Here is a 21,636-nt window from a genome sequence, read left to right on the forward strand (position 1 = left end):
GAACCGTTAGACTAGCGGGCATGGCACGATTCATTGACCGAGTGGTCTTGCACCTGCAGGCAGGCGATGGCGGACACGGCTGCGCCTCCGTCCACCGCGAAAAATTTAAGCCGCTCGGCGGGCCCGATGGCGGCAACGGCGGCCACGGCGGAGACATCCTGCTGGAGGTCTCACCCCAGATCCACACCCTCATGGATTTCCACTACCGCCCGCACCTGAAGTCCGGCCGCGGCGGCAACGGCGCCGGTGACTGGCGCAACGGCGCGCGCGGCGAGGACCTCATTCTCGAGGTCCCTGAAGGCACCGTGGTCTATACCGAGGACGGGGAGATGCTCGCGGATCTCACAGTCCCGGGCACTCGTTTCGTGGCCGCGGAGGGTGGTTTCGGCGGACTTGGAAACGCAGCGCTAGCCTCGGCCGCCCGCAAGGCCCCGGGCTTTGCGCTGCAGGGTGAGCCGGGCCAGGCGCGCGACCTCATCCTCGAGTTGAAGTCCATGGCGGACGTTGGGCTCGTCGGTTTCCCCTCTGCAGGCAAGTCCTCCCTCATCTCTGTGCTTTCGGCAGCCAAGCCGAAGATCGGTGACTATCCCTTCACTACCCTCCAGCCCAACCTAGGCGTGGTGGACATGGGCTACGAATCCTTCACCATGGCGGATGTCCCGGGCCTCATTCCGGGGGCTGCCGAAGGCAAGGGCCTAGGCCTCGACTTCCTGCGCCACATCGAGCGCACAGCGGTTCTCGCCCACGTGGTGGATACCGCTTCCATCGAGCCGGGCCGCGATCCGCTCTCCGACATCGAGGCGCTCGAGACCGAGCTGGCCAAGTATCAAGAGCTGCTGGAGCAGGACACCGGCCTCGGTGACCTGCGCGAGCGCCCGCGCGTCATCATCCTTAACAAGGCGGATGTTCCCGAGGCAGAGGAGCTCGCGGAATTCGTCAAGGGAGACCTCGAGGAGAAGTACGGCTGGCCGGTCTTCATCATTTCCGCGGTGGCGCGCAAGGGCCTAGAGCCCCTCAAGTACAAGCTGATGGAGATGGTTAAGGAACACCGCAAGTCACAGCCCAAGGCGGCGGTGGACAATAACCACACCATCATTCAGCCCAAGTCCGTGGGCAAGAAAAAGAAGGGCTCCTTCGCCGACTTCACCGTCCGCCCCGACCCCGAGGTGGAGGGCGGATTCATCGTCGAGGGCGACAAGATCGACCGCTGGATTCGCCAGACTGACTTCGAAAACGACGAGGCCGTGGGCTACCTCGCAGACCGCCTGGCCAAGGCCGGAGTCGAGGAAGAGCTGCACCGCCAGGGCGCGGAGGAAGGCTGCCCGGTCACCATCGGGGACATCACCTTCGAGTATGAGCCGATGGCCGGTGGCCGCGCAACTGATGCGGGCCGCGGACAGGACGGCCGCCTCATGGGCACCGACCGCGTTTCCGCCGCCGAGCGCAAGCGCGCCTCCCAGGCGCGCCGCGGCCTCGTGGACGAGTTCGACTTTGGCACGGACGGGGAAGTCACTCGCGAGTCCGCGAACCGCGATCGCTGGCAGGGTTAGCCCGGTATACTGAGCTGGTATGTCATCCGAACACGACAACCAGCTCGACTATCCTCTCCCCCTCGAACCCTTCGAGGGGCCGACCCCGGACGTGGACTACCCGGAGACCACCACGTTATCGGAGAAATCCAGCGGTTTCTCCTCGCCGCTGCGCGAGGAGATCTCTAAAGCCAAGCGCATCGTCATCAAGATCGGATCCTCGTCGCTAACGCGCGATGACTTCGTGACCTCCACCGAGAAGATCGACAAGATCGTCGACGCCGTCTGCGCACGCATGAACGTCTCCGACATCATCATCGTCTCCTCCGGTGCCGTGGCCGCCGGAATGGGCCCGCTGGGCCTGACCACCCGCCCCACCGATCTGGCCACCAAGCAGGCCGCCGCCGCGGTGGGCCAGGTGCACCTCGCCTACGAGTGGGGTGTGTCCTTTGCCCGCTATAACCGCACCATTGGCCAGGTGCTGCTGACCGCGTCGGACGTCGGCAAGCGCGATCGCGCCCGCAACGCCCAGCGCACCATTGACCGTCTGCGCCAGATGCGCACGGTGCCCATCGTCAACGAGAACGACACCGTGGCCACCTCCGAGATGCACTTCGGTGATAACGACCGCCTTTCTGCGCTCGTGGCCAATCTGGTCGGCGCGGATGCCCTCTTCCTTTTCTCTGACGTGGACGGCCTCTACGACAAGAACCCGGCCGAACCGGACGCCAAGTTCGTGGAGGAGGTGCGCACCGGTAAGGACCTCAAGGCAGTCGTTGCTGGCGACGGCGGCAAGGTCGGCACCGGCGGCATGGCAACGAAGGTCTCCGCTGCCCGCCTGGCCACGCGCGGCGGCATTCCGGTGCTGTTGACCTCGGCGGATAACATCGGGCAGGCGCTTGACGACGCCTCCGTAGGCACCGTCTTCCACACCCGTGAGGAACGCCGCCTGTCCGCGTGGAAGTTCTGGGCTCTGTACTGCGCGGATACCGGTGGCTCCCTGCGCCTGGACGAGGGCGCCATGGAGGCCGTGGTCCGCGGTGGAAACTCCCTGCTGGCCGTGGGCATTACCGACATTAAGGGCGAGTTCAACGCCGGTGAGATCGTGGACATCATGGGGCCCAAGGGCCAGGTCATCGGGCGCGGCGAGGTGGGCTATGACTCCACCACACTGCACAACCTGCTGGGCAAGCACACCGATGAGTTGCCGGAGGATATGCGCCGCCCGGTTGTCCATGCCGACTACCTGTCCAACTTCGCCTCCCGTATTTAATGCGCTATTTCATGGGCCCCGACGTGTGGGCTGCAACCGTGGCAGATATCGACGCAGCCGGGCACGAGCGCGTCGAAAGTTTGGCGGAAGCCGAGGTCTTTGTGAATACCGCCTCGGACCCGGCGCAGACCCCGGAGATTCCGGAGAACATCAAGTGGGTGCAGTACTGCTTCACTGGGGTTAACCGCCACATCGATGCCGGGCTCATCCGGCGCGATGGCCTGCCGTGGTGCAACTCCGCCGGTGCTTTTGCCAAGCCTGTGGCGGAATCTGCGCTGGGACTCATGTTGTCTCAGGCGCACCACCACAAGGCTTTCGCGCTGGCGAAGTCCTGGTCGGTGGCGCGTGAGCTCGATGAATCCCAGGCTTGGCTCTATGAGCAGCAGGGGCCAACGCGCGTGCTCATCGTTGGCGCGGGAGGCATCGGCAAGCAGCTCATGGCCTACCTCGCGCCCTTCGGCGTGCATATCACCGCGGTGAACCGCTCGGGCCGCCCGGTAGAGGGAGCGGACGTGACGTTGCCCATCGAGCGCGCCGACGAGGCCTGGTCTGAGGCGGATTTCGTCGTGAGCATCCTGCCGGCGACGGCCGCCACGGAAGCTTTCTTCGACGCAGCGGTGTTCCGCGCCATGAAGCCTTCGGCGGTATTCGTCAACGTCGGCCGCGGCAGCACCGTGGTCACGGACGATCTCGTGGAGGCCCTGCGCTCCGGCGAGATTGCCGGCGCGGGCCTAGAGGTCATGGACCCGGAGCCGCTCCCGGATGGCCACCCGCTCTACGATCTACCCAACGCCACGCTGACGCCGCACATGGCGGCCTCGGATCACGTGGCCCAGTACCACCTGGGTGCTATCTTCAATGCCAACGCCGCCGCGTGGGAGCGCGGCGAGGACATGCCCACGCGCGTCGACCCGGACGCCGGCTACTAGTTAAGGAGGATATGCATGAAGTACGCCATCGAACCGCACCCCTGGGAGGAAACCATCAAGGTGCTTGACGCCGCGGGCTTTGAGCGCGCCCCGCTAGATGAGGCCTCCTTCCTCATCTACACCGGCGACGGCAGCGATTTCCCGGACCCGCTGCCGGAGAATATTGGCTTCGTGCAGATTCCTTCGGCGGGCGTGGACCACGTGCTTGAAGTGATGAAGGGGAGCAGCGTGCCGTGGTCGAACGCGGCCGGTGTCTATGACAACACGGTGGCGGAATCCACCATCGCGCTACTTTTGGCGCAGCTACATGCGCACCGCCGCGTCAACGGCACGTTTGATTCCTATGCAGAGATGGAGGCGCACACTTCCTACCTCTACGACGACAAGACGGTGGCCATTATTGGCGCCGGTGGTATCGGCAAGCGTCTGATCAGCATGCTCTCCGGTTTTGGGCCGCGCATCATTGCGGTCAACCGCTCCGGCAACCCGGTCGAGGGCGCGGAGGAGACTTACCCGATTTCCCAGGTCGACAAGGTCTGGCCGCAAGCAGACTACTTCGTGCTCATCGCCCCGCTGACCCCGGAGACCCGTCACATGGTGGACGCGGAGGCATTTAAGCAGATGCCGGATCACGCGGTCGTGGTCAACGTGGGCCGCGGACCGCTCATCAAGACGGAGGACCTCGTCGCGGCACTGGAGGCAGGCGAAATCGCGGGTGCGGCACTCGACGTCACCGACCCTGAACCGCTGCCGGAGGACCACCCGCTGTGGCAGGATAAGCGCGTGGTTATCACCCCACACATTGCCAATACGCAGCGCTCCGTGCGCGAGAAGATTGGCGCGCACACCGTCAAGGTGGCCAAGGCTTTCGCGGCGGGGGACAAGCTGCCTACTCTGGTTGACCCGAAGGCAGGTTATTAATGGAGAACCCCGATATCCGTGTTGGTGATGCGGAGCGCTCTGAGGCCCTGGAGCAACTGAGCCAGCACTTCGTCAACGGTGCGTTGGGTCCCGATGAATTTGAGCAGCGCACCGGCGAGGCTGCCGCGGCGCGCACGCGCGGAGACGTCGAAAAGCTCTTTGCGGACCTGCCGGAGCTTTCCACCCCACGTGCTTCGGCACCCGCCACCCGCCACGAGGCGGAGCTGGAGGATATGCTCTCCCGCGGGCGCAAGGTGCAGATAGTGGATTCCGTCATCTGGTCGGTGGCGATGATCGCCCTCTTCCTTGGGCTTTTTGTCTTCGACTGGAGCTATTTCTGGATCTCGCCCGTCATCGCGTTCTTCGCTTCCTGGGCTGCGCGCGGGGTACTGAAGTTCAGCGAGTCGGATGAAGAACTCTTCGATGAGCTTTCCGAAGGGGAAAAGAAAAAGCGCGCCGAGCGCCTGCGTGCCGCGGCGGAGCGCCGCCGCGAACTTGGGGCCTAAAACTGGCGCTCATTAAGAACCCATAGCTGCACAGAATCCCTGACAAGCGGGCAGACCTTCCGTACGCTGGTATGGCATGAGCAACACCGAACGTGAAGAAGTTCTGTCCAAAGCCCGCGCCGCCAAGGCGGTGGCGCCGCAGTTCGCGCAGCTGCCCACCCCGCGCAAGAATGAAATCCTGAACCGCGCCGCGGAAAACCTCATCGCGCACGCCGAGGACATCCTCGCCGCGAACCAGCTCGATATCGAGGCCGGCCGCGCCAATGGCATGTCCGAATCCCTCATCGACCGCTTGTCGCTTGATTCCGCCCGCATCGAGGGTATTGCCGGCGGCCTGCGCCAGGTAGCCTCCCTCCAGGACCCGGTAGGGGAGATCCTGCAGGGCCGCACCATGGATAACGGCATCCAGATGAAGCAGGTCCGCGTACCGCTCGGCGTGATGGGCATGGTTTACGAGGCCCGCCCGAACGTCACCGTCGATGCTTTCGGCTTGGCCCTGAAGTCCGGCAACGTGCCGCTGTTGCGCGGCTCGAAGTCCGCGAAGAACTCCAACGCCAAGCTCGTTGAGCTCCTCCAGGACACGCTCGCGGAGTTCGATCTGCCGCGCGAGGGCGTGCAGCTTCTGCCCTGTGAGACCCACGATTCTGTGCAGGATCTCATCACTGCCCGCGGCCTGGTGGACCTGGTCATCCCGCGTGGCGGCGCGCGCCTTATCAACGCCGTCGTGGAAAACGCCACCGTCCCCGCTATCGAGACCGGTACCGGCAATTGCCACTTCTACGTCGATGCCTCCGCTGACCTGGACAAGGCCATCGACATGGTGATCAACGGCAAGACCCGCCGTCCCTCTGTGTGTAACTCGACGGAGTGCGTGCTGATCGACGCTGCGTTTGACGACGCCTCCAAGCTCCGCATCATCACCTCCCTTCAGGAGGCAGGGGTCACCATCCACGGCGACGTGAAGGAACTCGAAGCCTTTGGCGTCAAGGACGCCGTGGAGGCTACCGACGAAGAATGGCGCGAGGAATTCCTCTCCATGGATATCTGCGCCAAGGTGGTCGACGGTGTGGATGGTGCCATCGCGCACATTGCCGAGTACACCACCGGCCACACCGAGGCCATTGCGGCCCAGGATGCTGACGTGCTGCTGACCTTCGCCAACGAGGTGGATGCCGCAGCGGTCATGCTCAACGCCTCCACCGCGTTTACCGATGGTGAGGTCTACGGCATGGGCGCCGAAATCGGCATCTCCACCCAGAAGCTGCATGCGCGCGGCCCGATGGCGCTGCCGGAGCTAACGTCCACCAAGTGGGTGCTGCAGGGCACCGGCCAGACCCGCCCCTAGGGACAGCTAGAAAAGCTACTCGAAAGGTACTCGAAAGCTACTCGAAAAGAATTTTTCGAGGTTGACCTGCGCAAAGCAATCTACTCGAAAACTTTTCGAGTAGATTGTCTGCCTTGCGCGGGGTTCGTGCTGCGCGCCGGGGGAGCACTGGGTATTCTAAAGCGCGGTAATAACAAAGAACTGAATGGTGCCTTCTCCCATGCTGTCCCGCATTGCTTCCTCCGTGGCCGCCGCCGTCATGGCCGTGTCCGCCTTCATTGTCCCGCAAACCATCTCCGCACCCGCCGCGCACGCTGACGAACAGTGCCCCGCAGTGGTCGTCGTCGCCGCGCGCGGCTCCGGCCAAAACGGTCAGGTCTACCCCACGCAGTATTCGAACCAGGGCGGCCGCGCCTCCAATGGATGGGAGGGCGAATCCATCCGCGCCATGCTGCAGGGCGCCGAGGCACGCTACCAGGCCACTCACGGCGGAAATTCGCTGATGAAGGACGTCTACGTGCTGGGGCTGGAGCCGCAGTACTATCCGGCGACCTACCCGGAATACTCTGTTCCGAACGAGACGGTTCCGAACACCGCGGCTGACCTCGTGCGCCTGGCCACGCAGTACGCCAACCCGGTCATCAACACCGCAGTCTCCGCCATCAACCAGTTCATGTACTCCGTGCAGACCGGCAATCGTGGCGTGACCAGCGCGATCAACAGCTATGAAGCCGCCACCGGTTGCCACCCGCAATACATCCTGTCTGGCTACTCCCAGGGCGCCATGATCCTGTCCAACCACGAGGTGGAACTGGCTCGCCGCGGTCAGCTCGCTGGCGTCGTGACCTTTGGTAACCCGCTGACCCGCGCCGGGGACCCGGCCGTCGTCGGCGCAACCCAGGGCGCCGGCGGCCCGATGGGCTACTTCCCGCAGATGCGCGCCAACGTCAGCCGCGTGGACTACTGCCTGCCGCTCGACGCCGTGTGCGACCTCTCCGCCCAGACCCTCTACGCCGCCAAGCCCACCGGCGGCTCCCATGGCCAGTACTTCTTCACCAACCACCAGTGGGATAACCAGGTCTACGATTCCATCGGCCACATGGTAGATGGCGTTCGTTTCCGCTAAACAGGAAAGAATGAAGTCTCTTTCTTTTCGTGTTTCCTGTGTAGCTGCCGCCCTTGGCACGGCAGCGTCCCTTCTCAGCGCGCCGGTGGCCTCGGCGAGCGGTGTCGGCACGTGCCCCGACACCGTGGTGCTTGTCGCACGCGGTTCAGACCAGAACGAGGAGCAGGGCGAATACGTAGGCCCGCAGCGTTACTCCGAACGTGCGCCGGAATCCACCGGCTTTGAGGGACGCAACTTTGCCGCTCTGTTCCATCAGGTAGAGCAGCGCCACCCCGGCACAATGGATGGTGTTTATGTTCTGGCTTTGGGGCCGGAGGCGTACCCGGCCTCGATGAACCTGCCGCCCTTGGCGCAGGAGGGTGAAGACTTGGGACCGCTTCAGCTTGTGCAGCGAGCGCTCGGGATTCTCCAGGAACACTCCCTCGGGGAGATGGCGTATTCGGTGACGTTTGGAGCTGCCGACAGCCTGCGCACCGGCGCCCGCAATGCGCCGAAGGTGGTGGACAACTATGAGGCCACCACCGGCTGCCACCCGCGTTGGGTAGCCGCTGGCTACTCGCAAGGAGCGCTCGTAGCGACGAGCACGGAGGAGTACCTCGCAGAATCTGGGCGCCTGCATGGTGTGCTCACCTTTGGCAATCCCTTGCACCAGGTGCCGTGGGCTAAGAACCGCGCCGGGCTGCCGGCGCAGCGCTACGTCGACTACTGCCTGGAAGGGGATTTCGTCTGCGATTTTTCCCTCGACGCCGCTAGCCGCGCCCTGGCCACCAAGGCTGAGCGCCATGCCTCCTATTTCTTGGCGGAGCCTTCCGGGCAGGACATGCAGGTCATCGACTCCGTGGCCGGTATACTCACCAGCCATGACTAGTCCGCAACGCATCGGCATCATGGGCGGCACCTTTGACCCCATCCATAACGGTCACCTCGTCGCCGCCAGCGAGGTAGCCCACCGTTTCCGCCTCGACACGGTGGTCTTCGTCCCCACTGGCCAGCCTTGGCAAAAGGCCGACAAGCAGGTCACCGCCGCCGAGCACCGCTACCTGATGACCATGGTGGCCACGGCGTCGAACCCGCGCTTTACCGTTTCCCGCGTGGACATCGACCGCGAAGGCCCCACCTACACCATCGATACGCTGCGGGATCTGCGCGGAATCTTCCCAGACGCCGAGCTTTACTTCATCACCGGCGCCGATTCGGTGGCCTCCATCATGAGCTGGCGCAACTGGGAGGAGATGCTGGAGATGGCTCACTTCGTTGGCGTGACCCGTCCAGGCTATGACCTGCGCAAGGACATGCTGCCGCAGGATTCCCAGGATGACATCGAGCTGATTGAAATCCCCGCCATGGCCATTTCCTCGACCGATTGCCGTGCCCGCGCGCAGCAGGGCCAGCCGGTGTGGTACCTCGTGCCGGATGGGGTGGTGCAATACATTGCCAAGAACCACCTCTATGGTCCGCACCCGGAAAAGCCCCTGTAACGTCTGTGCCTTTCCGGTAGTCGGGCGGGGGAATTCGACTAGGAAAATGAGCCTTGTCGTGTAAGACTAGAGTTCTTAAGCAGAAAAGTACTTGTGTAGGGATTGTCATGTCGATTACTGATGAAGCACGCCGCATGGCGGAAACCGCCGCCCTGGCTGCGGATGAGAAACTGGCCACCAACATCGCTGCTATTGATGTTTCCGACGTGCTGGCGATTACCGAGGTCTTCGTCTTAGCCTCCGCCGATACCGAGCGTCAGGTGGCGTCCATCGTGGAGGAAGTCGAAGACGAGCTGACTAAGCAGGGCTTCGAGCCCAAGCGCCGCGAAGGCAACCGCGAGAACCGGTGGGTTCTGCTCGATTATGGCCCCATCGTGGTCCACGTCCAGCGCAACGATCAGCGCGAGTTCTACGGCTTGGACCGCCTCTACCACGATTGCCCGCTTCTCGACATCCCCGGTGTAGACACCCCGGAGCGCCCCGGCGAGTGGTCCAATGACGTCAACCCGCGCGACATCGACTCCTTCGATGAGCTTCCCCTGGCCCAGCCAGAGCCGGAAGACGACGAATTATGACCCGCCGCCTCCTCCTCATCCGCCACGGCCAAACGACGTACAACGCCACCGGCCGGATGCAGGGGCACTTGGACACCGAGCTTTCGGAAGCAGGCCACTCCCAGGCCCGTGCCGCGGCCGATCTGCTCGAGGGCAAAGGGATTACCGCGATTGTCTCCTCGGACCTCATCCGTGCCCGCGATACCGCTGAGATTATTGCTCGGCGCTTGGGGCTTGAGGTGTCCGTCGATAAGCGCCTGCGCGAAACCCACCTCGGTGAGTGGCAGGGGATGACCTCCGCTGAAGTAGATGAGCAGTTTCCTGGGGCGCGTGCGCTGTGGCGCCACGACCCCACCTGGGCGCCGCCGCAGGGCGAAAGCCGCGTCGATGTGGCCAACCGTGCCCGCCCCGTGATTGATGAGCTCATGCAGAATCACCCGCAGTGGGATGAGGGGGCGGTCCTCGTCGTCGCGCACGGCGGTGCCATTTCCGCGCTGACCTGCCACCTTCTGGGCCTGGAGCACCACCAGTACGGGATCCTGTCTGGGCTGAAGAATACGCACTGGTCGCAGCTGACCGCACGGCCCGAATTTGATGCTGCACGCCCGCTGTCCCCGCTGGAATTCACCCCGGAGAACGTCGGCCGCGCCCAGTGGTACTTCGACGGCTGGAATATGGGTGGCGCCGTCATCGGGGGCGCGGGGGCGGACGTCTAGTGATCCGCGTTGTTACCGATTCCGCCGCGGGCTTGCCGGCGGATATCGTCGAGGAGCTCGGCATCTGCGTCGTGGATCTGCACGTCATGGAAAGCCATGGCAAGGATGGCGCGGAGCTGTCCACGTCCGGTTTGACTGCCCTTGAGCTGGCTGCTTTATACGGGCGGCAGATGGAGCGCTCCGGTGATGATGGTGTGCTGGCCATCCATCTGTCGAAGGATCTGTCCTCGACGTGGTCGGCGGCGGTGACCGCTTCCGGCGTTTTCCCGAACACCGTGCGTGTTATTGATTCCGGCACTGCCGGCATGGCGATGGGCGCGGCTGCTATGGCGGCGGCCAAGCTTGCGCAAGAGGGCGCTTCGCTCGACGAGTGCTATGCCGCGGCCATCAACACCCTTGAGCGCGGGCATACCTTGGTCTACCTCAGCTCGACGGAGGAGCTTCGCCGCTCCGGGCGCATGTCCGCGGCCACGGCGATGCTGTCCACCGCACTCCTGGCTACTAAACCGATCATGGCCATTCAGGGCGGCAAGCTGGAGATGGTGGGCAAGACCCGCACCCAAACCAAGGCCTTTACCAAGCTCGTGGACCTGGTGGCCTCCCGCGCCGAGGGCAAGCCGGCCTTCATCGCGGTGCAGTACAACGAGGACAAGGTCTCGGCCCGCCGGCTGGAGGACTTGCTGCGTTTGGCCCTGCCGGATTCCTCTTTCATGCTGGTGCCGCTTACCGACGTCCTCGCAGTCCACGTCGGCCCCGGAGCCATCGGCGTCTCCGCGGTCTTTAGCTGACGGCGGAGCCGAGCTAAAGACGTTGTTGACGTCTTCAACAAGTTATCCACAGGCTGCGGCTTAAGCCCTCGACGGGGGTGTGGACGCTGCGTAGCGTCGCGGGCATGAACGCCATTGCTGATCGCCTCCGCGACCTCACCCGCCCGACCGGGGAAGAAGAACTGCTCAACGTCGACTTTCCGCGCGTGCGCGTCCCGCCCTGGTTGGCGCTGGTTGTTGTGGGCGTGGCCGGCGTTGCACTTCTGGCCTGGCTGGGGGCGAGCCGCAGTGCGGAGAACCCCTATGAGGTTGCTGCGCCGAGCAGCGAGGCGGCGGCGGATATCGTGGTTGCGGTCGTGGGTGAGGTAGAGCAGCCCGGGCTGGTGACCTTGGCGCCGGGCGCGCGCATTAACGACGCCCTCGAGGTGGCGCGCCCGCGCGTGCCCACCGATAACCTCAACCTGGCGCAGAAGCTTAACGACGGCGAGCAGATCACCGTCGGTGGCCCGCCCAACGCCCCCGAGGCGGCGGGGGAGGGGCTCGTTTCCCTCAACTCCGCCAGCGAGGAGGAGCTGACGGAGCTTCCGGGTATTGGCCCGGCCACGGCGGCGGCGATCATCGCGCACCGCGAAGAGGTCGGGAGCTTTAGCACCGTGGAGCAACTCATGGACGTCTCCGGCATTGGCCCGGCGAAGTTCGCCAAGCTGAAGGACAAGGTCCGGCCGTGAGAGAGCTGCGGCTCGTGCCCGCCGCGGTGGTGGCGTGGCTGGCCACGCTCGCCGTGCTTTTCGGCCATCCGTGGTTGTTGAGCGGGCTGGTGTGTTTCGCGCTAGCGCGTGGTCAGTGGCGCGGGCAGGGCATCTTGTGCGCGGCGAGCGGGGTCATCTTCGCCACCCTGGCTTATGTGCGCTCGGTGCGCGCCGCGGCGTTCCGCTTCGGCTCGGAGGTGACGGGAAAGCTCGCCGCCGACCCGGTTCAGACGGCATCCGGGTGGATGGTGCGCCTGCGCGTGCCGGGCTACCCGGCGCAGCTGCCCGTCTTCCTCAAGGAGGAACCGGAGGCCTTCGGTGGCTCGCTGGTGACGGTGCACGGTCACCCCGGCCCCTCGGATCAGGTTGGCGTGGGCACATCCGTCTTTAGTGGTGAGCTCACCGCGCACGCCCATAGCTGGACGGCGACGGTCGCAGAAAACTTCCGCGCCGTGTGTGACAACGGCCTCATCCCCGGCATGGTCTTGGGCGATACCAGCCTGCAAAGCCCCGAGGATAAGCAGCTCTACATCGACACGGGTCTATCGCATTTGAGTGCTGTGTCCGGCTCCAACGTTGCCATCGTGTGCACCGCGGCCGCGTTGGTGGTGCCGGGGCAGCGGGTGAGAGTGGGGGCGTCGGCAAGCGCGTTGGCGTTGTTCGTGGCACTTGTGGGGTGGGAACCCTCCGTCCAGCGCGCCACCGTCGCCGGGCTGGCGGGACTGGCGGCGGTGCTCAGCTCCTCGAAGATGGAACCGCTCCATGCCCTGGCTCTTGGCGTGCTCTTTCTGCTCGCGGCGGACAGCGACCTAGCGGTCAGCTTCGGCTTCGCGCTCTCCGTCGCGGCCACCGCCGGCATCGTAGTACTCAGCCCGCTGCTATTGCGGGTGCTGGGCACGGGCATCGTGGCCCGGGCCTTTGCGGTCGCCATCGCCGCGGACATCGTGACCATGCCGCTCATTGCGCTGATGAGCGGGCGGGTCTCGGTGGTGTCAGTCATTGCCAACGTGCTGGTGGCCCCGGTCGTGCCTATTATCACCGTCGTGGGGCTCATCGCCGCCGTCCTGGCGCAGGTGGGGTGGGGCAGGCCCCTGGTGATCCTTATTGAGCCGCTGGCGGATTGGATCCACTTCGTCGCCTCCTCCATGCCGGTGACCACCGTGGCGGCGGGGCCCGTCGCGATGCTCCTACTTGGCGGGTGGGTCATTGCGGCGTTGCTAAGATGACAGGCATGTCTTCTGCCCCCGTGCACCTCATCCTCGGTGATGATGAATTCCTGGCCGAGCGCGCCCGCCTGTCCATCCAACAAGGTGAGGTAACCAAGCTCAAGGCCTCCGAGGTCAGCGAGGGCGAAATCCTGGAAGCCACCAGCCCCTCCTTGTTTGGGGAGGACCGCGTCATCGTCATCAGCGACGTGGAGAGGGCCGGCAAGGAGGTCACGAAGATCCTCCTCGACGCCTGCGCTAACCCCATGCCCGGTATCACGCTCATTTTGATGTACTCGGTGACGGCGAAGACGCTGAAGAAAAAGAAGAAGCCGCCGGAGCTCATCGCGGCGCTGCGCAAGACGGCCGAGGTGCATGAGGTCTTTTCCCTCTACCCGAACGAGCTCGCGCAGTGGGCTACGCGTGAGTTCGCCTCGCATGGGGTGCGGCCTACACCGGATGTGGTGCAGGCGCTTCTCGACGGCGTCGGCTCCGACCTCCGCGAGCTCGCCTCCGCCATCTCGCAGCTCGTCTTCGACACAGGCGGCAAGGTGACCCGCGAGGCGGTGCACGCGTACTACGTAGGTGTGGCCGAGGTGGCCAACTGGGATATCGCGGATGCCGCTGTGGCAGGCCGCGTGGAGGCGGCGGTGTCCACGTGCCGCCGCGCGCTGCAGTTGGGGGCGAGCCCCGTGGCCATTGCATCTGCCCTGGCGAACAAGGTGGGCAACATCGCGCGCCTCTACACCGCGCGCGGGGATCAGTATTCCCTGGCCTCCCAGACCGGCATGGCGCCCTATGCCATCAAGCTCACCCAGCCGGTGGCGCGGCGCTGGTCGGGAGAGAATATCACCAAGGCCGTGATCCTCATGTCGGAGCTGGATGCCGCGGTCAAGGGTCAGGGCGGGGACGAGGACTTCGCCATCGAGGCGGCCGTTAAGCGGGTGGCGGAGCTGGCGCGCTAGACTAACCCTCCATGGATGACATCCAGAACTTTGCCACCAAGCTTTTCGATTTTGCCCGCAACGGCGATGCCACGCTGCTCGAGTACATCAAGCAGGGCGTCAACGTGGACATGGTGAACCAGGACGGGCAGTCCTTCATCATGCTCGCCGCCTACCACGGCCATGCGGAGCTGGTGCGCCAGCTCGCCGCGGCGGGTGCCGACGTCAACCTCCTCAACGATCGCGGCCAGTCGCCGTTGGCCGGGGCTATTTTCAAGAAGGAAGACGCGGTGATCGACGCCCTTCTCGACGCCGGCGCCGACCCCACTGCCGGCCAGCCAAATGCCCTCGACTCGGCTCGCATGTTCGGCCGTGAGGATCTTCTCGAGCGCCTGTCATGAGCTGGTCCGCGTTTGCGGCCATCCTCCTCATGAACCTCGTCGGCGCGGCGGCACCCGGCCCCGACATTGTGCTGGTGACACGCTATGCCACGCGCTCGCGCCGCCACGCCATCGCGGCGTCGACGGGCATTCAGGTCGGCGTGCTGTTCTGGTGCACGCTGACTGTGTTTGGCGCGGCCGCTTTGCTGACCGCCTTCCCGGGAGTTCTCTCCCTGATTCAGGTGATTGGCGGTTGCTTCCTCGTCTTCATGGGCGTGCTGTCCATTCGCTCCGGGCTAGAGCTGCGCAAGCAGCCGCCGGTGGATGAGGAGGAGGCCGCCGCCCGCTTGGGTTCGGTGGGCAAGGTCTTCCGCACGGGGTTGGCCACCAACCTGTCCAACCCAAAGATCGTGCTTTTCCTCGCCGCCATGATCGCCCCGCTGCTGCCGCCGCACCCGCCGGTGTGGCTTTCGGTGGCCTTGGTGTTGAGCCTGTCCCTGTCGAGCTACCTGCTCTTCGTTGTCCTCTCGGCGGTCATCTCGACCCGCGCGATCCGCCGCCGCCTGTTGGCCGCCGGCCCGTGGATCGACATCGGTTCCGGTGCCTTCTTCGTGGTGGCCGGCTGTGCGTTGGTGTGGGCCGGTATCCAGGCCGCCTAGGACTGATCGAGTAGTTCTTTGAGCCACTGGGACCACGCCGCGACCGTGGCGGAGCGGCGGCGTAGGGTCGTCTCACTCAGGCCAAGGTTGGCCGCGCGCATGAACCCGGCCGCCTCGGCCTTGCTCAGCGCGCAGTGCTTATCGACGACAAACCGCACCATCTCCCGGAACACCGGCCGCGAGGCCAGCGCCTCAACGAGGGCGAGGTTGCGCTCGTCGCGCGTGCCGCTGAGCTTGGTCAAACCTAAGTAGCGGGCGGCGTTGGTGTAGTAATCAGCCTGGCGCGGGGTAAAGCCGAACTCCTCCGGCATATCAGCCTTATCCACCGGGTTCTCCAGCAGACTGATGACGCGGGCGAAGGAATCCGCCTGCGGGAAGGGAACGGCGGTGTTCACGACGTGGGTGTGCTCCAGAACCTCGCGCACCGTCGCATCCGTCACGCCGGACTCGCCCAGAACATAGCGCGCCGCGCTCACCAGCTCGATGCTGCGGAAGTCCTCCGGCTGCCTAAACACATAGCGGTAGAAGTGAAAGATGCCATTGGAATAGACCAGGTACACCGGCACCACTTCTTTATCCAGTGCCCGCGAGAAGCGGCGGAAAGGGAAGTAGAGCTGGCGGATGTTGAAGTCGGGGGAGACGTGGTTCTTCGCCTCCACGAGCACGAGGTGCTCGGCGGATTCGAAGCCGGCGTCGATCTCCATCTGGGCGCGGTCCACCTCGATATCGCGTCCGCCGACCCGCATGGGCAGCGTGAGCGTCGACATGCGCCCGCTGACCGTCGGCACCAACTCACCGCCCAGGAAATCATCAAGCATGCCGCTTAAGTGCGCTGCGGTCAACGCTGCGGCCTCCGAGGTCAGGTTCTCGAAGTCAATGGATTGGATGTGCCCCGGAACCGGCATCGACTTCAGCGGCCCGGCCTCCTCCGGGAAAGGCTGGTACAGGTCAAAGCGGCCAATCAGGTAGGCATCGCGGCGAATCGGCAGCATGGACAACCCGTGCTGGCGAAGCACCTCGGGGCGCGCGGCGGAAAAATCGTGCTTGGCCATCAACCGCGGCTCGCGCCCGGAAAGCTCCTTGAGCTTCGCGGCGGGCAACACCACATAGCCCTGGTCCGCGATGTCGGCGGCGAGGTGGGGGTAGACGAGGTCCCAGGCGGCGTCGTTAAGCATAATTGCGCACGAGCACCTCATCGACCTTGCCGCGCTTCGACGCCACGGAATTCACCGCGCGCGTAGCGCCGACAATCTCGACGCGATAGTCCGCGTACAGCTCCTTGATGAAGTCCGTCGCCGAATTCGACAGCAGGAACTTTACCCCGCGGGCATTAAGGGCATCGCAGGTTTCCTTCAGCCGAATCTGGTCCGCGCGCCCAAAACCACCCGACTGGTAGCCGGTGAAATTGCTGGTGGGGTTGACCGGATCATAGGGCGGATCGAAGTAAACGAAATCCCCCTCGTTGGCCTCCACCGCGGCATAGTCGCCGTTATAAAACGTCACGTCGTGGGAGGACAGGTACTCCGATACAGCGCGCAGATTGGGCTCATCACAGATCTTCGGGTTGGCGTAGCGGCCAAATGGGGCGTTGAACTGGCCCGAGTTATTCACCCGATAAAGCCCGTTATAACAGGTCTTATTGAGATAAATCGTGCGTGCAGCCCGCTCCACGGGGCTCAAATGCGCAAAGCCCGGCTCGCGGTCGCGGGCGCGCATCTCGTAGAAGAAATCCGAATCATTCGGATAGCCCTTCAACAGGGCGATGAGCTCGTCCACATCATCGCGGACCACCTCGTAGACGGTGATGAGCTCAGTGTTCAGGTCATTGACCCGGGCGCGTTCGGGCGCCAAAGAAAAAAGAACCGCCCCGCCGCCCAAGAAAGGCTCGACATAAGCGTCGAAGCTCTCGGGCAGCATGGAGTGGATAACGGGTAGTAGCTGACGCTTTCCCCCTACCCACTTCAGGAGCGGTTTCATTTAGGACATCTTGTTGAAGGCGGTGGCCATGCCGGACTTCTTGTTAGCCGCGGTGTTGCGGTGGAAGACGCCCTTCGACACGGACTTGTCCAGTGCGCGGGAAGCAACGCGCAGCTGCTTCTCAGCGGCAGCCTTGTCGCCAGCGGCGACGGCCTCGCGGAACTTGCGGATCTCGGTACGCACGGCGGAGCGTACGGACTTGTTGCGCTGACGCGACTTCTCGTTGGTCAGGATGCGCTTCTGCTTGGACTTGATGTTTGCCATCGTTCTACCTCTTATCGTCGTAGGAATGCTTTACCGAGGAAGGCGGACCCAAGGTCCTGACCGCCAGCGTGCCCCGGCATCCCAAGAAATTTATCAGGGCGCAGGCTAAATCCCCAAATCACGCCCAGTGATAGCGGGAGCGCAGGCGGTTGGCAATGCGCTCGAAGCGCCGCTCCGGGAAGAGCGTGCCCTGCCGGCGGCACTGTTCTTCCGAAATCTCCAGCACTCGATCCATCCGCACCCAGCATTGCCGGCCGGTTTCATCCCACTCGCCGGTGCCGATATCGAGCCACTCTTCTTTGTTCGCGTGACCCGGGTTGGAGGAGATGAGAAGGCCGAGCACCGTGGTGCGCGTGCGGGAGACAATCAGCACTGCGCGCTCGCGCGGCGGGGATTGCTTGCCATCGGAGGGCGCCCACACCCACACGACTTCCCCGGAGTCAGCCTGCCCGTCCATGTCCGGGGTGAAGAAGACGCTGCGCGGGTGGGCGGAAGCGGCCTCGACGCGGATATCGGCGGCCTTGCGGGGTTCCGTCACGGAATCGTTTTGGTTCAACCCCAAGCGTTCGGTGATGCGCTCGAGGCCGGCGTCGACAGGCTCGGGGCCTCCGATGCCGAGAATGCGGGCCAACCTAGACATGTCGTCTATTCTAAACGCATGTCTACAAACTTCGCGGCTACTACGTTTACGGATCCGTCCAAGATCCGAAACTTTTGCATTATCGCCCACATCGACCACGGCAAGTCGACGCTGGCTGATCGCATCCTGCAGTTGTCGCAGGTGGTGGAGGAGCGCGATATGCGCGACCAATACCTCGACAACATGGATATCGAGCGCGAGCGCGGCATCACCATTAAGGCCCAGAACGTGCGCCTGCCCTGGATTCCCCAGTCCGGTCCCCTCAAGGGGGAGGAGATCGTCATGCAGATGATCGATACGCCCGGCCACGTGGACTTCACTTACGAGGTCTCCCGCGCGCTGGAGGCGTGTGAGGGCGCCATCCTGCTTGTCGACGCCGCCCAAGGCATCGAGGCCCAAACCCTGGCCAACCTTTACCTGGCCATGGAGAATGACCTGGAGATCATCCCGGTCCTTAACAAGATTGACCTGCCAGCGGCCGACCCGGAGAAGTACTCCCTGGAGATCGCCCACATCATCGGCTGCGAGCCGGAAGAGGTGCTGCGCGTCTCCGGTAAGACCGGCGAGGGCGTGGCGGAGTTGCTGGACAAGGTTGCGGAGCTTGTCCCGGCGCCCACCTCCGAGTTCGGGCCCGATGCCCCGGCCCGTGCCATGGTCTTCGACTCGGTCTACGACACCTACCGCGGCGTGGTGACCTACATCCGCATGATGGACGGCAAGCTCACCCCGCGCCAGAAGGTCACCATGATGTCCACGGGCGCCAACCACGAGCTTCTGGAGGTGGGCATTGTTTCACCGACCATGCAGAAGTGCGAGGGCCTAGGCCCGGGCGAGGTGGGCTACCTCATTACCGGCGTAAAGAACGTGCGTGAGACCAAGGTGGGTGACACGATTACGTGGGCGTCGAATGGCGCGAGCGAGCCGCTCAAGGGCTACGCCGACCCGAACCCCATGGTGTACTCGGGTTTGTTCCCGATCTCCCAGGCAGACTTCCCGGACTTGCGCGATGCGCTGGAAAAGCTGCAGCTTAACGACGCCTCCCTCACCTTCGAGCCCGAGACCTCCGTGGCCCTGGGCTTCGGCTTCCGCTGTGGATTCTTGGGCCTGCTGCACATGGAAATCACGCGTGACCGTTTGGAGCGCGAGTTTGGATTGGACCTGATTTCCACCGCCCCGTCGGTGACCTACCGCGTGGTGGCAGAAGACGGCGAGGAATCGTATGTGCACAATCCCTCCGACTGGCCGGCGGGCAAGCTGCGTGAGGTTCACGAGCCGATTGTGAAGATGACCATCATCGTGCCGGAGGAGTTTGTGGGCCCGACGATGGAGCTGTGCCAGTCCAAGCGCGGCCAGATGGGTGGCATGGACTACCTGTCTGAGGACCGCGTGGAGCTGCGCTACACCATGCCGCTGGGTGAAATCATCTTCGACTTCTTCGACATGCTGAAGTCCCGCACCAAGGGCTACGCTTCCCTCAACTACGAGGAGGCCGGCGAACAGCTGGCGGACCTGGTGAAGGTGGATATCCTGCTCAACGGTGATCCGGTGGATGCCTTCTCCGCGATTGTGCACCGTGATTCCGCGCAGTGGTACGGCAATAAGATGACGAAGAAGCTCAAGGAGATCATCCCGCGCCAGCAGTTCGAGGTGCCGGTCCAGGCGGCCATCGGCTCAAAGATCATCGCGCGTGAAAACATCCGCGCGATGCGCAAGGACGTGCTGGCCAAGTGCTACGGCGGCGATATCTCCCGTAAGCGCAAGCTGCTGGAGAAGCAGAAGGCCGGTAAGAAGCGCATGAAGTCCATCGGTTCCGTTTCCGTGCCGCAGGAGGCCTTCGTGGCGGCGCTGTCCACGGACGCCGACTAACGCATCGAGCACCTCCGGTACCGGTCGGGCCACCATCACTGTCTGGAGCTATTGGTGCTAATCAGGGCGAACTTGCGCTGTTGGAGGCTGAAAGCGCCCGGTTTGATATGGCGCTTTCAGCCTGCCTACTGGGCGTTAAAGGAGTAGCCGCCGGTGAGCTGATTGTGGATTGTCACCGAGTAGTCCTGGCCGTTGGCGGTGGCGCCGTTCACAAGCATGGCGAGCTCTTGTGAGTTGTAATAGCGGCTTAGACCCACGTAAAGAATAAGCAGGAGGATGCTGCCCGCGACTGCGATTGAGGTGGCAATCTTCCACACGCTTACTTGGTTAGTCACGAGTAGTCCTTTCATGCGTGAAAACTTCGGTCACTGTAGCTACTAGTACGATAACAAGTCTTTTATGTGCACGGTATTGAATTAGAACCAGTGCACCCACTATTCCGGGGAAGTTCAGGCAGGGATCACCGGTTTTCGTCTCAACCTGTCCTAGGCCGACGAGTGCGCTGACTTAAGGATCACCGATGTGCCCGCGTGCCTTGATGTGGTCCGCGGGTGGCAGTGTTGTCACTGGTGGTTAGCTGTTTCCTTCCTGCCGTTGCTGTGTTTGGTGGATGTTAGCTGCTGTCGGGTGGTTCCTCTGGTGGTTGTCCTGCTTGTTCGGCGGTGAGTCTGGCTAGTGCTTCTTGGTATTCGGGCATTGCTGTTATTGGTGTGCCCCAGGGTGGGATGAAGGCCACCCCGGTGTTGAGCCGGTACATGTAGCCGCGCCCGGTAGGCCTTTGTGGGTCATCATCATTGATCCCGTTGTGGTAGGCGCATAGGAAGGTCAGGTTCTTAATGTTGGTATAGCCGCCTGCCTGCCAGGGGATGAGGTGATGGACTTGGCAGTAATCAGCGGGCTTGTTACAGCCTGGTCTAGAACATGTGTGGAATTCAGCATGTAGGGTAAGGCGTTGTTTGTAGTTTGCTCCACGCTCTAGCCGGAAGGTGTCGATGGGTCCTTCAATAGGGTGCACGATGGTGGCATACCCTATTTCGGCAAACTTGTGGGTCAAAAACTCTGCCCCGGTCATCCGCCCACCATTAGTCAAGTTGAGCTCTATTTCGTCCCCGTCGCCGTTAATGATCTGGTCCAACTCGTTCAACGTGACGATGATTTGGGTGCGCACCGCTGGTTTGGAACCGCTTGTTTCTTTGTTGAAGAAGATGTCGTTGGCGGCTTGAAGCAGGTCGGTGTTGTTGGTGGATTCGAGGACACCGCGCATGTTGGCAATCGTGGTGGCATCGTCAGTTATGGAAAGGGTGTTGGGGCCTTGTGCGCGGTAGGTGATGCGCACGCCTGGTTTGGCTATGCGCTTGGAGCGTAGTTCTTTCAGGTGTGTGGCGGCGACGGTGGGGATGCGGTGTGCGGGTGTTCCTGCGAGTTTGATTCTGAGGTTCCAGGCGTCGAGTGTTTTCTTCACCTTCGCGGTGTAGGTTTCAATCAGTGCCAGGGTGCCTAGGCTGTGGCGTTGTTGAAGTGCTGCGTGGCGGGCTTTGCGTTGTTTACCGCTAAAGCGGGTGGGGCCGAAATAAACCTGGTTAAGGCGTGCAAGCTCAGTGGCATCGGAAGCAGAAGCGCCGAGCGCGCGAAGCTCGTCGGGTGAGCCAGGAATGTTTTCCACCAGCGCAATCCCCGAATTGCGTAGGCGGATGTAGGTTTCGATATCCCCCATGGGCACAGAGACTAAAACAGCACCGTGGGCCCCGCAACCGGAGGGACAAAATTCCTGGTTAATGGGGCTGGTACGAGAAAAGCCCCTAGATTGAGTTGGCTGGTTCGCATACCGA

24 protein-coding genes are annotated in these 21,636 nt (G+C 63.4%); 18 read left to right on the top strand and 6 right to left on the bottom strand.

Annotated elements, in window-relative coordinates; translation table 11 throughout:
* Positions 1-20: 20 nt before the first annotated feature.
* From obgE to M5J06_RS06460, 17 genes are all read left to right on the top strand, one after another.
* The gene (gene obgE / locus M5J06_RS06380; RefSeq protein ID WP_250224232.1) at positions 21-1,550 is read left to right on the top strand and encodes a GTPase ObgE; all 1,530 of its coding nucleotides are present in this window, start codon (positions 21-23) and stop codon (positions 1,548-1,550) included.
* Positions 1,551-1,569: 19 nt separating this feature from the next.
* Complete coding sequence (gene proB / locus M5J06_RS06385) at positions 1,570-2,802, top strand: glutamate 5-kinase (RefSeq protein WP_070564657.1); 1,233 nt, start codon at positions 1,570-1,572, stop codon at positions 2,800-2,802.
* On the top strand, positions 2,802-3,731 hold the full coding sequence (locus M5J06_RS06390; RefSeq protein ID WP_250224233.1) for a D-isomer specific 2-hydroxyacid dehydrogenase family protein: 930 nt from the start codon (positions 2,802-2,804) through the stop codon (positions 3,729-3,731). Before proB ends, M5J06_RS06390 begins: the two co-directional genes overlap by 1 nt.
* 15 nt (positions 3,732-3,746) lie before the next feature.
* Entirely contained in the window at positions 3,747-4,652 is a 906-nt protein-coding gene (locus M5J06_RS06395; RefSeq protein ID WP_250224234.1) for a D-isomer specific 2-hydroxyacid dehydrogenase family protein, read from the top strand.
* Positions 4,652-5,158: a DUF1707 SHOCT-like domain-containing protein gene (locus M5J06_RS06400; RefSeq protein ID WP_070525723.1), complete on the top strand. Its 507-nt coding sequence runs from the start codon at positions 4,652-4,654 to the stop codon at positions 5,156-5,158. Before M5J06_RS06395 ends, M5J06_RS06400 begins: the two co-directional genes overlap by 1 nt.
* 76 nt (positions 5,159-5,234) lie before the next feature.
* The gene (locus M5J06_RS06405) at positions 5,235-6,503 is read left to right on the top strand and encodes a glutamate-5-semialdehyde dehydrogenase (RefSeq protein WP_250224235.1); all 1,269 of its coding nucleotides are present in this window, start codon (positions 5,235-5,237) and stop codon (positions 6,501-6,503) included.
* Positions 6,504-6,687: 184 nt separating this feature from the next.
* Positions 6,688-7,608, top strand: coding sequence for a cutinase family protein (locus tag M5J06_RS06410; protein ID WP_250224236.1), 921 nt, complete (start codon positions 6,688-6,690; stop codon positions 7,606-7,608).
* Between the two features lie 10 nt (positions 7,609-7,618).
* Positions 7,619-8,476, top strand: a complete 858-nt coding sequence (locus tag M5J06_RS06415) for a cutinase family protein (RefSeq protein ID WP_250224237.1) — start codon at positions 7,619-7,621, stop codon at positions 8,474-8,476.
* Complete coding sequence (gene nadD, locus M5J06_RS06420) at positions 8,469-9,086, top strand: nicotinate-nucleotide adenylyltransferase (RefSeq protein WP_070530460.1); 618 nt, start codon at positions 8,469-8,471, stop codon at positions 9,084-9,086. Before M5J06_RS06415 ends, nadD begins: the two co-directional genes overlap by 8 nt.
* A gap of 107 nt (positions 9,087-9,193) precedes the next feature.
* Positions 9,194-9,661, top strand: coding sequence for a ribosome silencing factor (gene rsfS / locus M5J06_RS06425; RefSeq protein ID WP_070519508.1), 468 nt, complete (start codon positions 9,194-9,196; stop codon positions 9,659-9,661).
* Entirely contained in the window at positions 9,658-10,356 is a 699-nt protein-coding gene (locus M5J06_RS06430) for a histidine phosphatase family protein (RefSeq protein WP_070564677.1), read from the top strand. Before rsfS ends, M5J06_RS06430 begins: the two co-directional genes overlap by 4 nt.
* Positions 10,356-11,144 carry a DegV family protein gene (locus M5J06_RS06435; protein ID WP_250224238.1) on the top strand — a complete coding sequence of 263 codons (789 nt, stop codon included), beginning with the start codon at positions 10,356-10,358 and terminating at the stop codon, positions 11,142-11,144. Before M5J06_RS06430 ends, M5J06_RS06435 begins: the two co-directional genes overlap by 1 nt.
* A 104-nt stretch (positions 11,145-11,248) precedes the next feature.
* On the top strand, positions 11,249-11,851 hold the full coding sequence (locus M5J06_RS06440) for a helix-hairpin-helix domain-containing protein (RefSeq protein WP_250224239.1): 603 nt from the start codon (positions 11,249-11,251) through the stop codon (positions 11,849-11,851).
* On the top strand, positions 11,848-13,098 hold the full coding sequence (locus M5J06_RS06445) for a ComEC/Rec2 family competence protein (RefSeq protein WP_101735485.1): 1,251 nt from the start codon (positions 11,848-11,850) through the stop codon (positions 13,096-13,098). The genes M5J06_RS06440 and M5J06_RS06445 overlap by 4 nt, the downstream gene beginning before the upstream one ends.
* A complete protein-coding gene (gene holA / locus M5J06_RS06450) occupies positions 13,095-14,042 on the top strand; it encodes a DNA polymerase III subunit delta (protein WP_070519517.1) in 948 nt (315 codons plus the stop codon). Before M5J06_RS06445 ends, holA begins: the two co-directional genes overlap by 4 nt.
* 11 nt (positions 14,043-14,053) lie before the next feature.
* On the top strand, positions 14,054-14,422 hold the full coding sequence (locus M5J06_RS06455; RefSeq protein WP_070530472.1) for an ankyrin repeat domain-containing protein: 369 nt from the start codon (positions 14,054-14,056) through the stop codon (positions 14,420-14,422).
* Positions 14,419-15,060 carry a LysE family translocator gene (locus tag M5J06_RS06460; protein ID WP_070519522.1) on the top strand — a complete coding sequence of 214 codons (642 nt, stop codon included), beginning with the start codon at positions 14,419-14,421 and terminating at the stop codon, positions 15,058-15,060. The genes M5J06_RS06455 and M5J06_RS06460 overlap by 4 nt, the downstream gene beginning before the upstream one ends.
* On the opposite strand, the gene M5J06_RS06465 is transcribed toward M5J06_RS06460, so the two are convergent.
* The 4 genes from M5J06_RS06465 to M5J06_RS06480 form a co-directional block, all read right to left on the bottom strand.
* On the bottom strand, positions 15,057-16,235 hold the full coding sequence (locus M5J06_RS06465; protein WP_250224240.1) for a type II restriction enzyme: 1,179 nt from the start codon (positions 16,233-16,235) through the stop codon (positions 15,057-15,059). The two genes, M5J06_RS06460 and M5J06_RS06465, sit on opposite strands and share 4 nt — an antisense overlap.
* Complete coding sequence (locus M5J06_RS06470; RefSeq protein WP_144014828.1) at positions 16,228-17,037, bottom strand: DNA adenine methylase; 810 nt, start codon at positions 17,035-17,037, stop codon at positions 16,228-16,230. The genes M5J06_RS06465 and M5J06_RS06470 overlap by 8 nt, the downstream gene beginning before the upstream one ends.
* Positions 17,038-17,301, bottom strand: coding sequence for a 30S ribosomal protein S20 (rpsT, locus tag M5J06_RS06475; RefSeq protein ID WP_070564689.1), 264 nt, complete (start codon positions 17,299-17,301; stop codon positions 17,038-17,040).
* Positions 17,302-17,419: 118 nt separating this feature from the next.
* Complete coding sequence (locus M5J06_RS06480; protein ID WP_070519531.1) at positions 17,420-17,941, bottom strand: type II toxin-antitoxin system PemK/MazF family toxin; 522 nt, start codon at positions 17,939-17,941, stop codon at positions 17,420-17,422.
* Positions 17,942-17,959: 18 nt separating this feature from the next.
* Between M5J06_RS06480 and lepA the strand changes: the two genes are divergently transcribed.
* Positions 17,960-19,807, top strand: a complete 1,848-nt coding sequence (lepA, locus tag M5J06_RS06485) for a translation elongation factor 4 (RefSeq protein WP_070519533.1) — start codon at positions 17,960-17,962, stop codon at positions 19,805-19,807.
* A 125-nt stretch (positions 19,808-19,932) separates the two neighbouring features.
* On the opposite strand, the gene M5J06_RS06490 is transcribed toward lepA, so the two are convergent.
* Together M5J06_RS06490 and M5J06_RS06495 are read right to left on the bottom strand one after the other, a co-directional pair.
* Entirely contained in the window at positions 19,933-20,142 is a 210-nt protein-coding gene (locus M5J06_RS06490) for a hypothetical protein (protein WP_070597460.1), read from the bottom strand.
* A 278-nt stretch (positions 20,143-20,420) separates the two neighbouring features.
* A complete protein-coding gene (locus tag M5J06_RS06495) occupies positions 20,421-21,521 on the bottom strand; it encodes an HNH endonuclease signature motif containing protein (RefSeq protein WP_250224241.1) in 1,101 nt (366 codons plus the stop codon).
* Positions 21,522-21,636 lie beyond the last annotated feature (115 nt).

This window comes from Corynebacterium intestinale, assembly GCF_023574125.1.
GTDB lineage: Bacteria > Actinomycetota > Actinomycetes > Mycobacteriales > Mycobacteriaceae > Corynebacterium > Corynebacterium hesseae.

Coding starts and splice junctions, on each gene's coding strand:
- obgE (WP_250224232.1), top strand. CDS start 21: ATGGCACGATTCATTGACCGAGTGGTCTTGCACCTGCAGGCAGGCGAT.
- proB (WP_070564657.1), top strand. CDS start 1,570: ATGTCATCCGAACACGACAACCAGCTCGACTATCCTCTCCCCCTCGAA.
- M5J06_RS06390 (WP_250224233.1), top strand. CDS start 2,802: ATGCGCTATTTCATGGGCCCCGACGTGTGGGCTGCAACCGTGGCAGAT.
- M5J06_RS06395 (WP_250224234.1), top strand. CDS start 3,747: ATGAAGTACGCCATCGAACCGCACCCCTGGGAGGAAACCATCAAGGTG.
- M5J06_RS06400 (WP_070525723.1), top strand. CDS start 4,652: ATGGAGAACCCCGATATCCGTGTTGGTGATGCGGAGCGCTCTGAGGCC.
- M5J06_RS06405 (WP_250224235.1), top strand. CDS start 5,235: ATGAGCAACACCGAACGTGAAGAAGTTCTGTCCAAAGCCCGCGCCGCC.
- M5J06_RS06410 (WP_250224236.1), top strand. CDS start 6,688: ATGGTGCCTTCTCCCATGCTGTCCCGCATTGCTTCCTCCGTGGCCGCC.
- M5J06_RS06415 (WP_250224237.1), top strand. CDS start 7,619: ATGAAGTCTCTTTCTTTTCGTGTTTCCTGTGTAGCTGCCGCCCTTGGC.
- nadD (WP_070530460.1), top strand. CDS start 8,469: ATGACTAGTCCGCAACGCATCGGCATCATGGGCGGCACCTTTGACCCC.
- rsfS (WP_070519508.1), top strand. CDS start 9,194: ATGTCGATTACTGATGAAGCACGCCGCATGGCGGAAACCGCCGCCCTG.
- M5J06_RS06430 (WP_070564677.1), top strand. CDS start 9,658: ATGACCCGCCGCCTCCTCCTCATCCGCCACGGCCAAACGACGTACAAC.
- M5J06_RS06440 (WP_250224239.1), top strand. CDS start 11,249: ATGAACGCCATTGCTGATCGCCTCCGCGACCTCACCCGCCCGACCGGG.
- holA (WP_070519517.1), top strand. CDS start 13,095: ATGACAGGCATGTCTTCTGCCCCCGTGCACCTCATCCTCGGTGATGAT.
- M5J06_RS06455 (WP_070530472.1), top strand. CDS start 14,054: ATGGATGACATCCAGAACTTTGCCACCAAGCTTTTCGATTTTGCCCGC.
- M5J06_RS06460 (WP_070519522.1), top strand. CDS start 14,419: ATGAGCTGGTCCGCGTTTGCGGCCATCCTCCTCATGAACCTCGTCGGC.
- M5J06_RS06465 (WP_250224240.1), bottom strand. CDS start 16,235: ATGCTTAACGACGCCGCCTGGGACCTCGTCTACCCCCACCTCGCCGCC.
- M5J06_RS06470 (WP_144014828.1), bottom strand. CDS start 17,037: ATGAAACCGCTCCTGAAGTGGGTAGGGGGAAAGCGTCAGCTACTACCC.
- rpsT (WP_070564689.1), bottom strand. CDS start 17,301: ATGGCAAACATCAAGTCCAAGCAGAAGCGCATCCTGACCAACGAGAAG.
- M5J06_RS06480 (WP_070519531.1), bottom strand. CDS start 17,941: ATGTCTAGGTTGGCCCGCATTCTCGGCATCGGAGGCCCCGAGCCTGTC.
- lepA (WP_070519533.1), top strand. CDS start 17,960: ATGTCTACAAACTTCGCGGCTACTACGTTTACGGATCCGTCCAAGATC.
- M5J06_RS06495 (WP_250224241.1), bottom strand. CDS start 21,521: ATGGGGGATATCGAAACCTACATCCGCCTACGCAATTCGGGGATTGCG.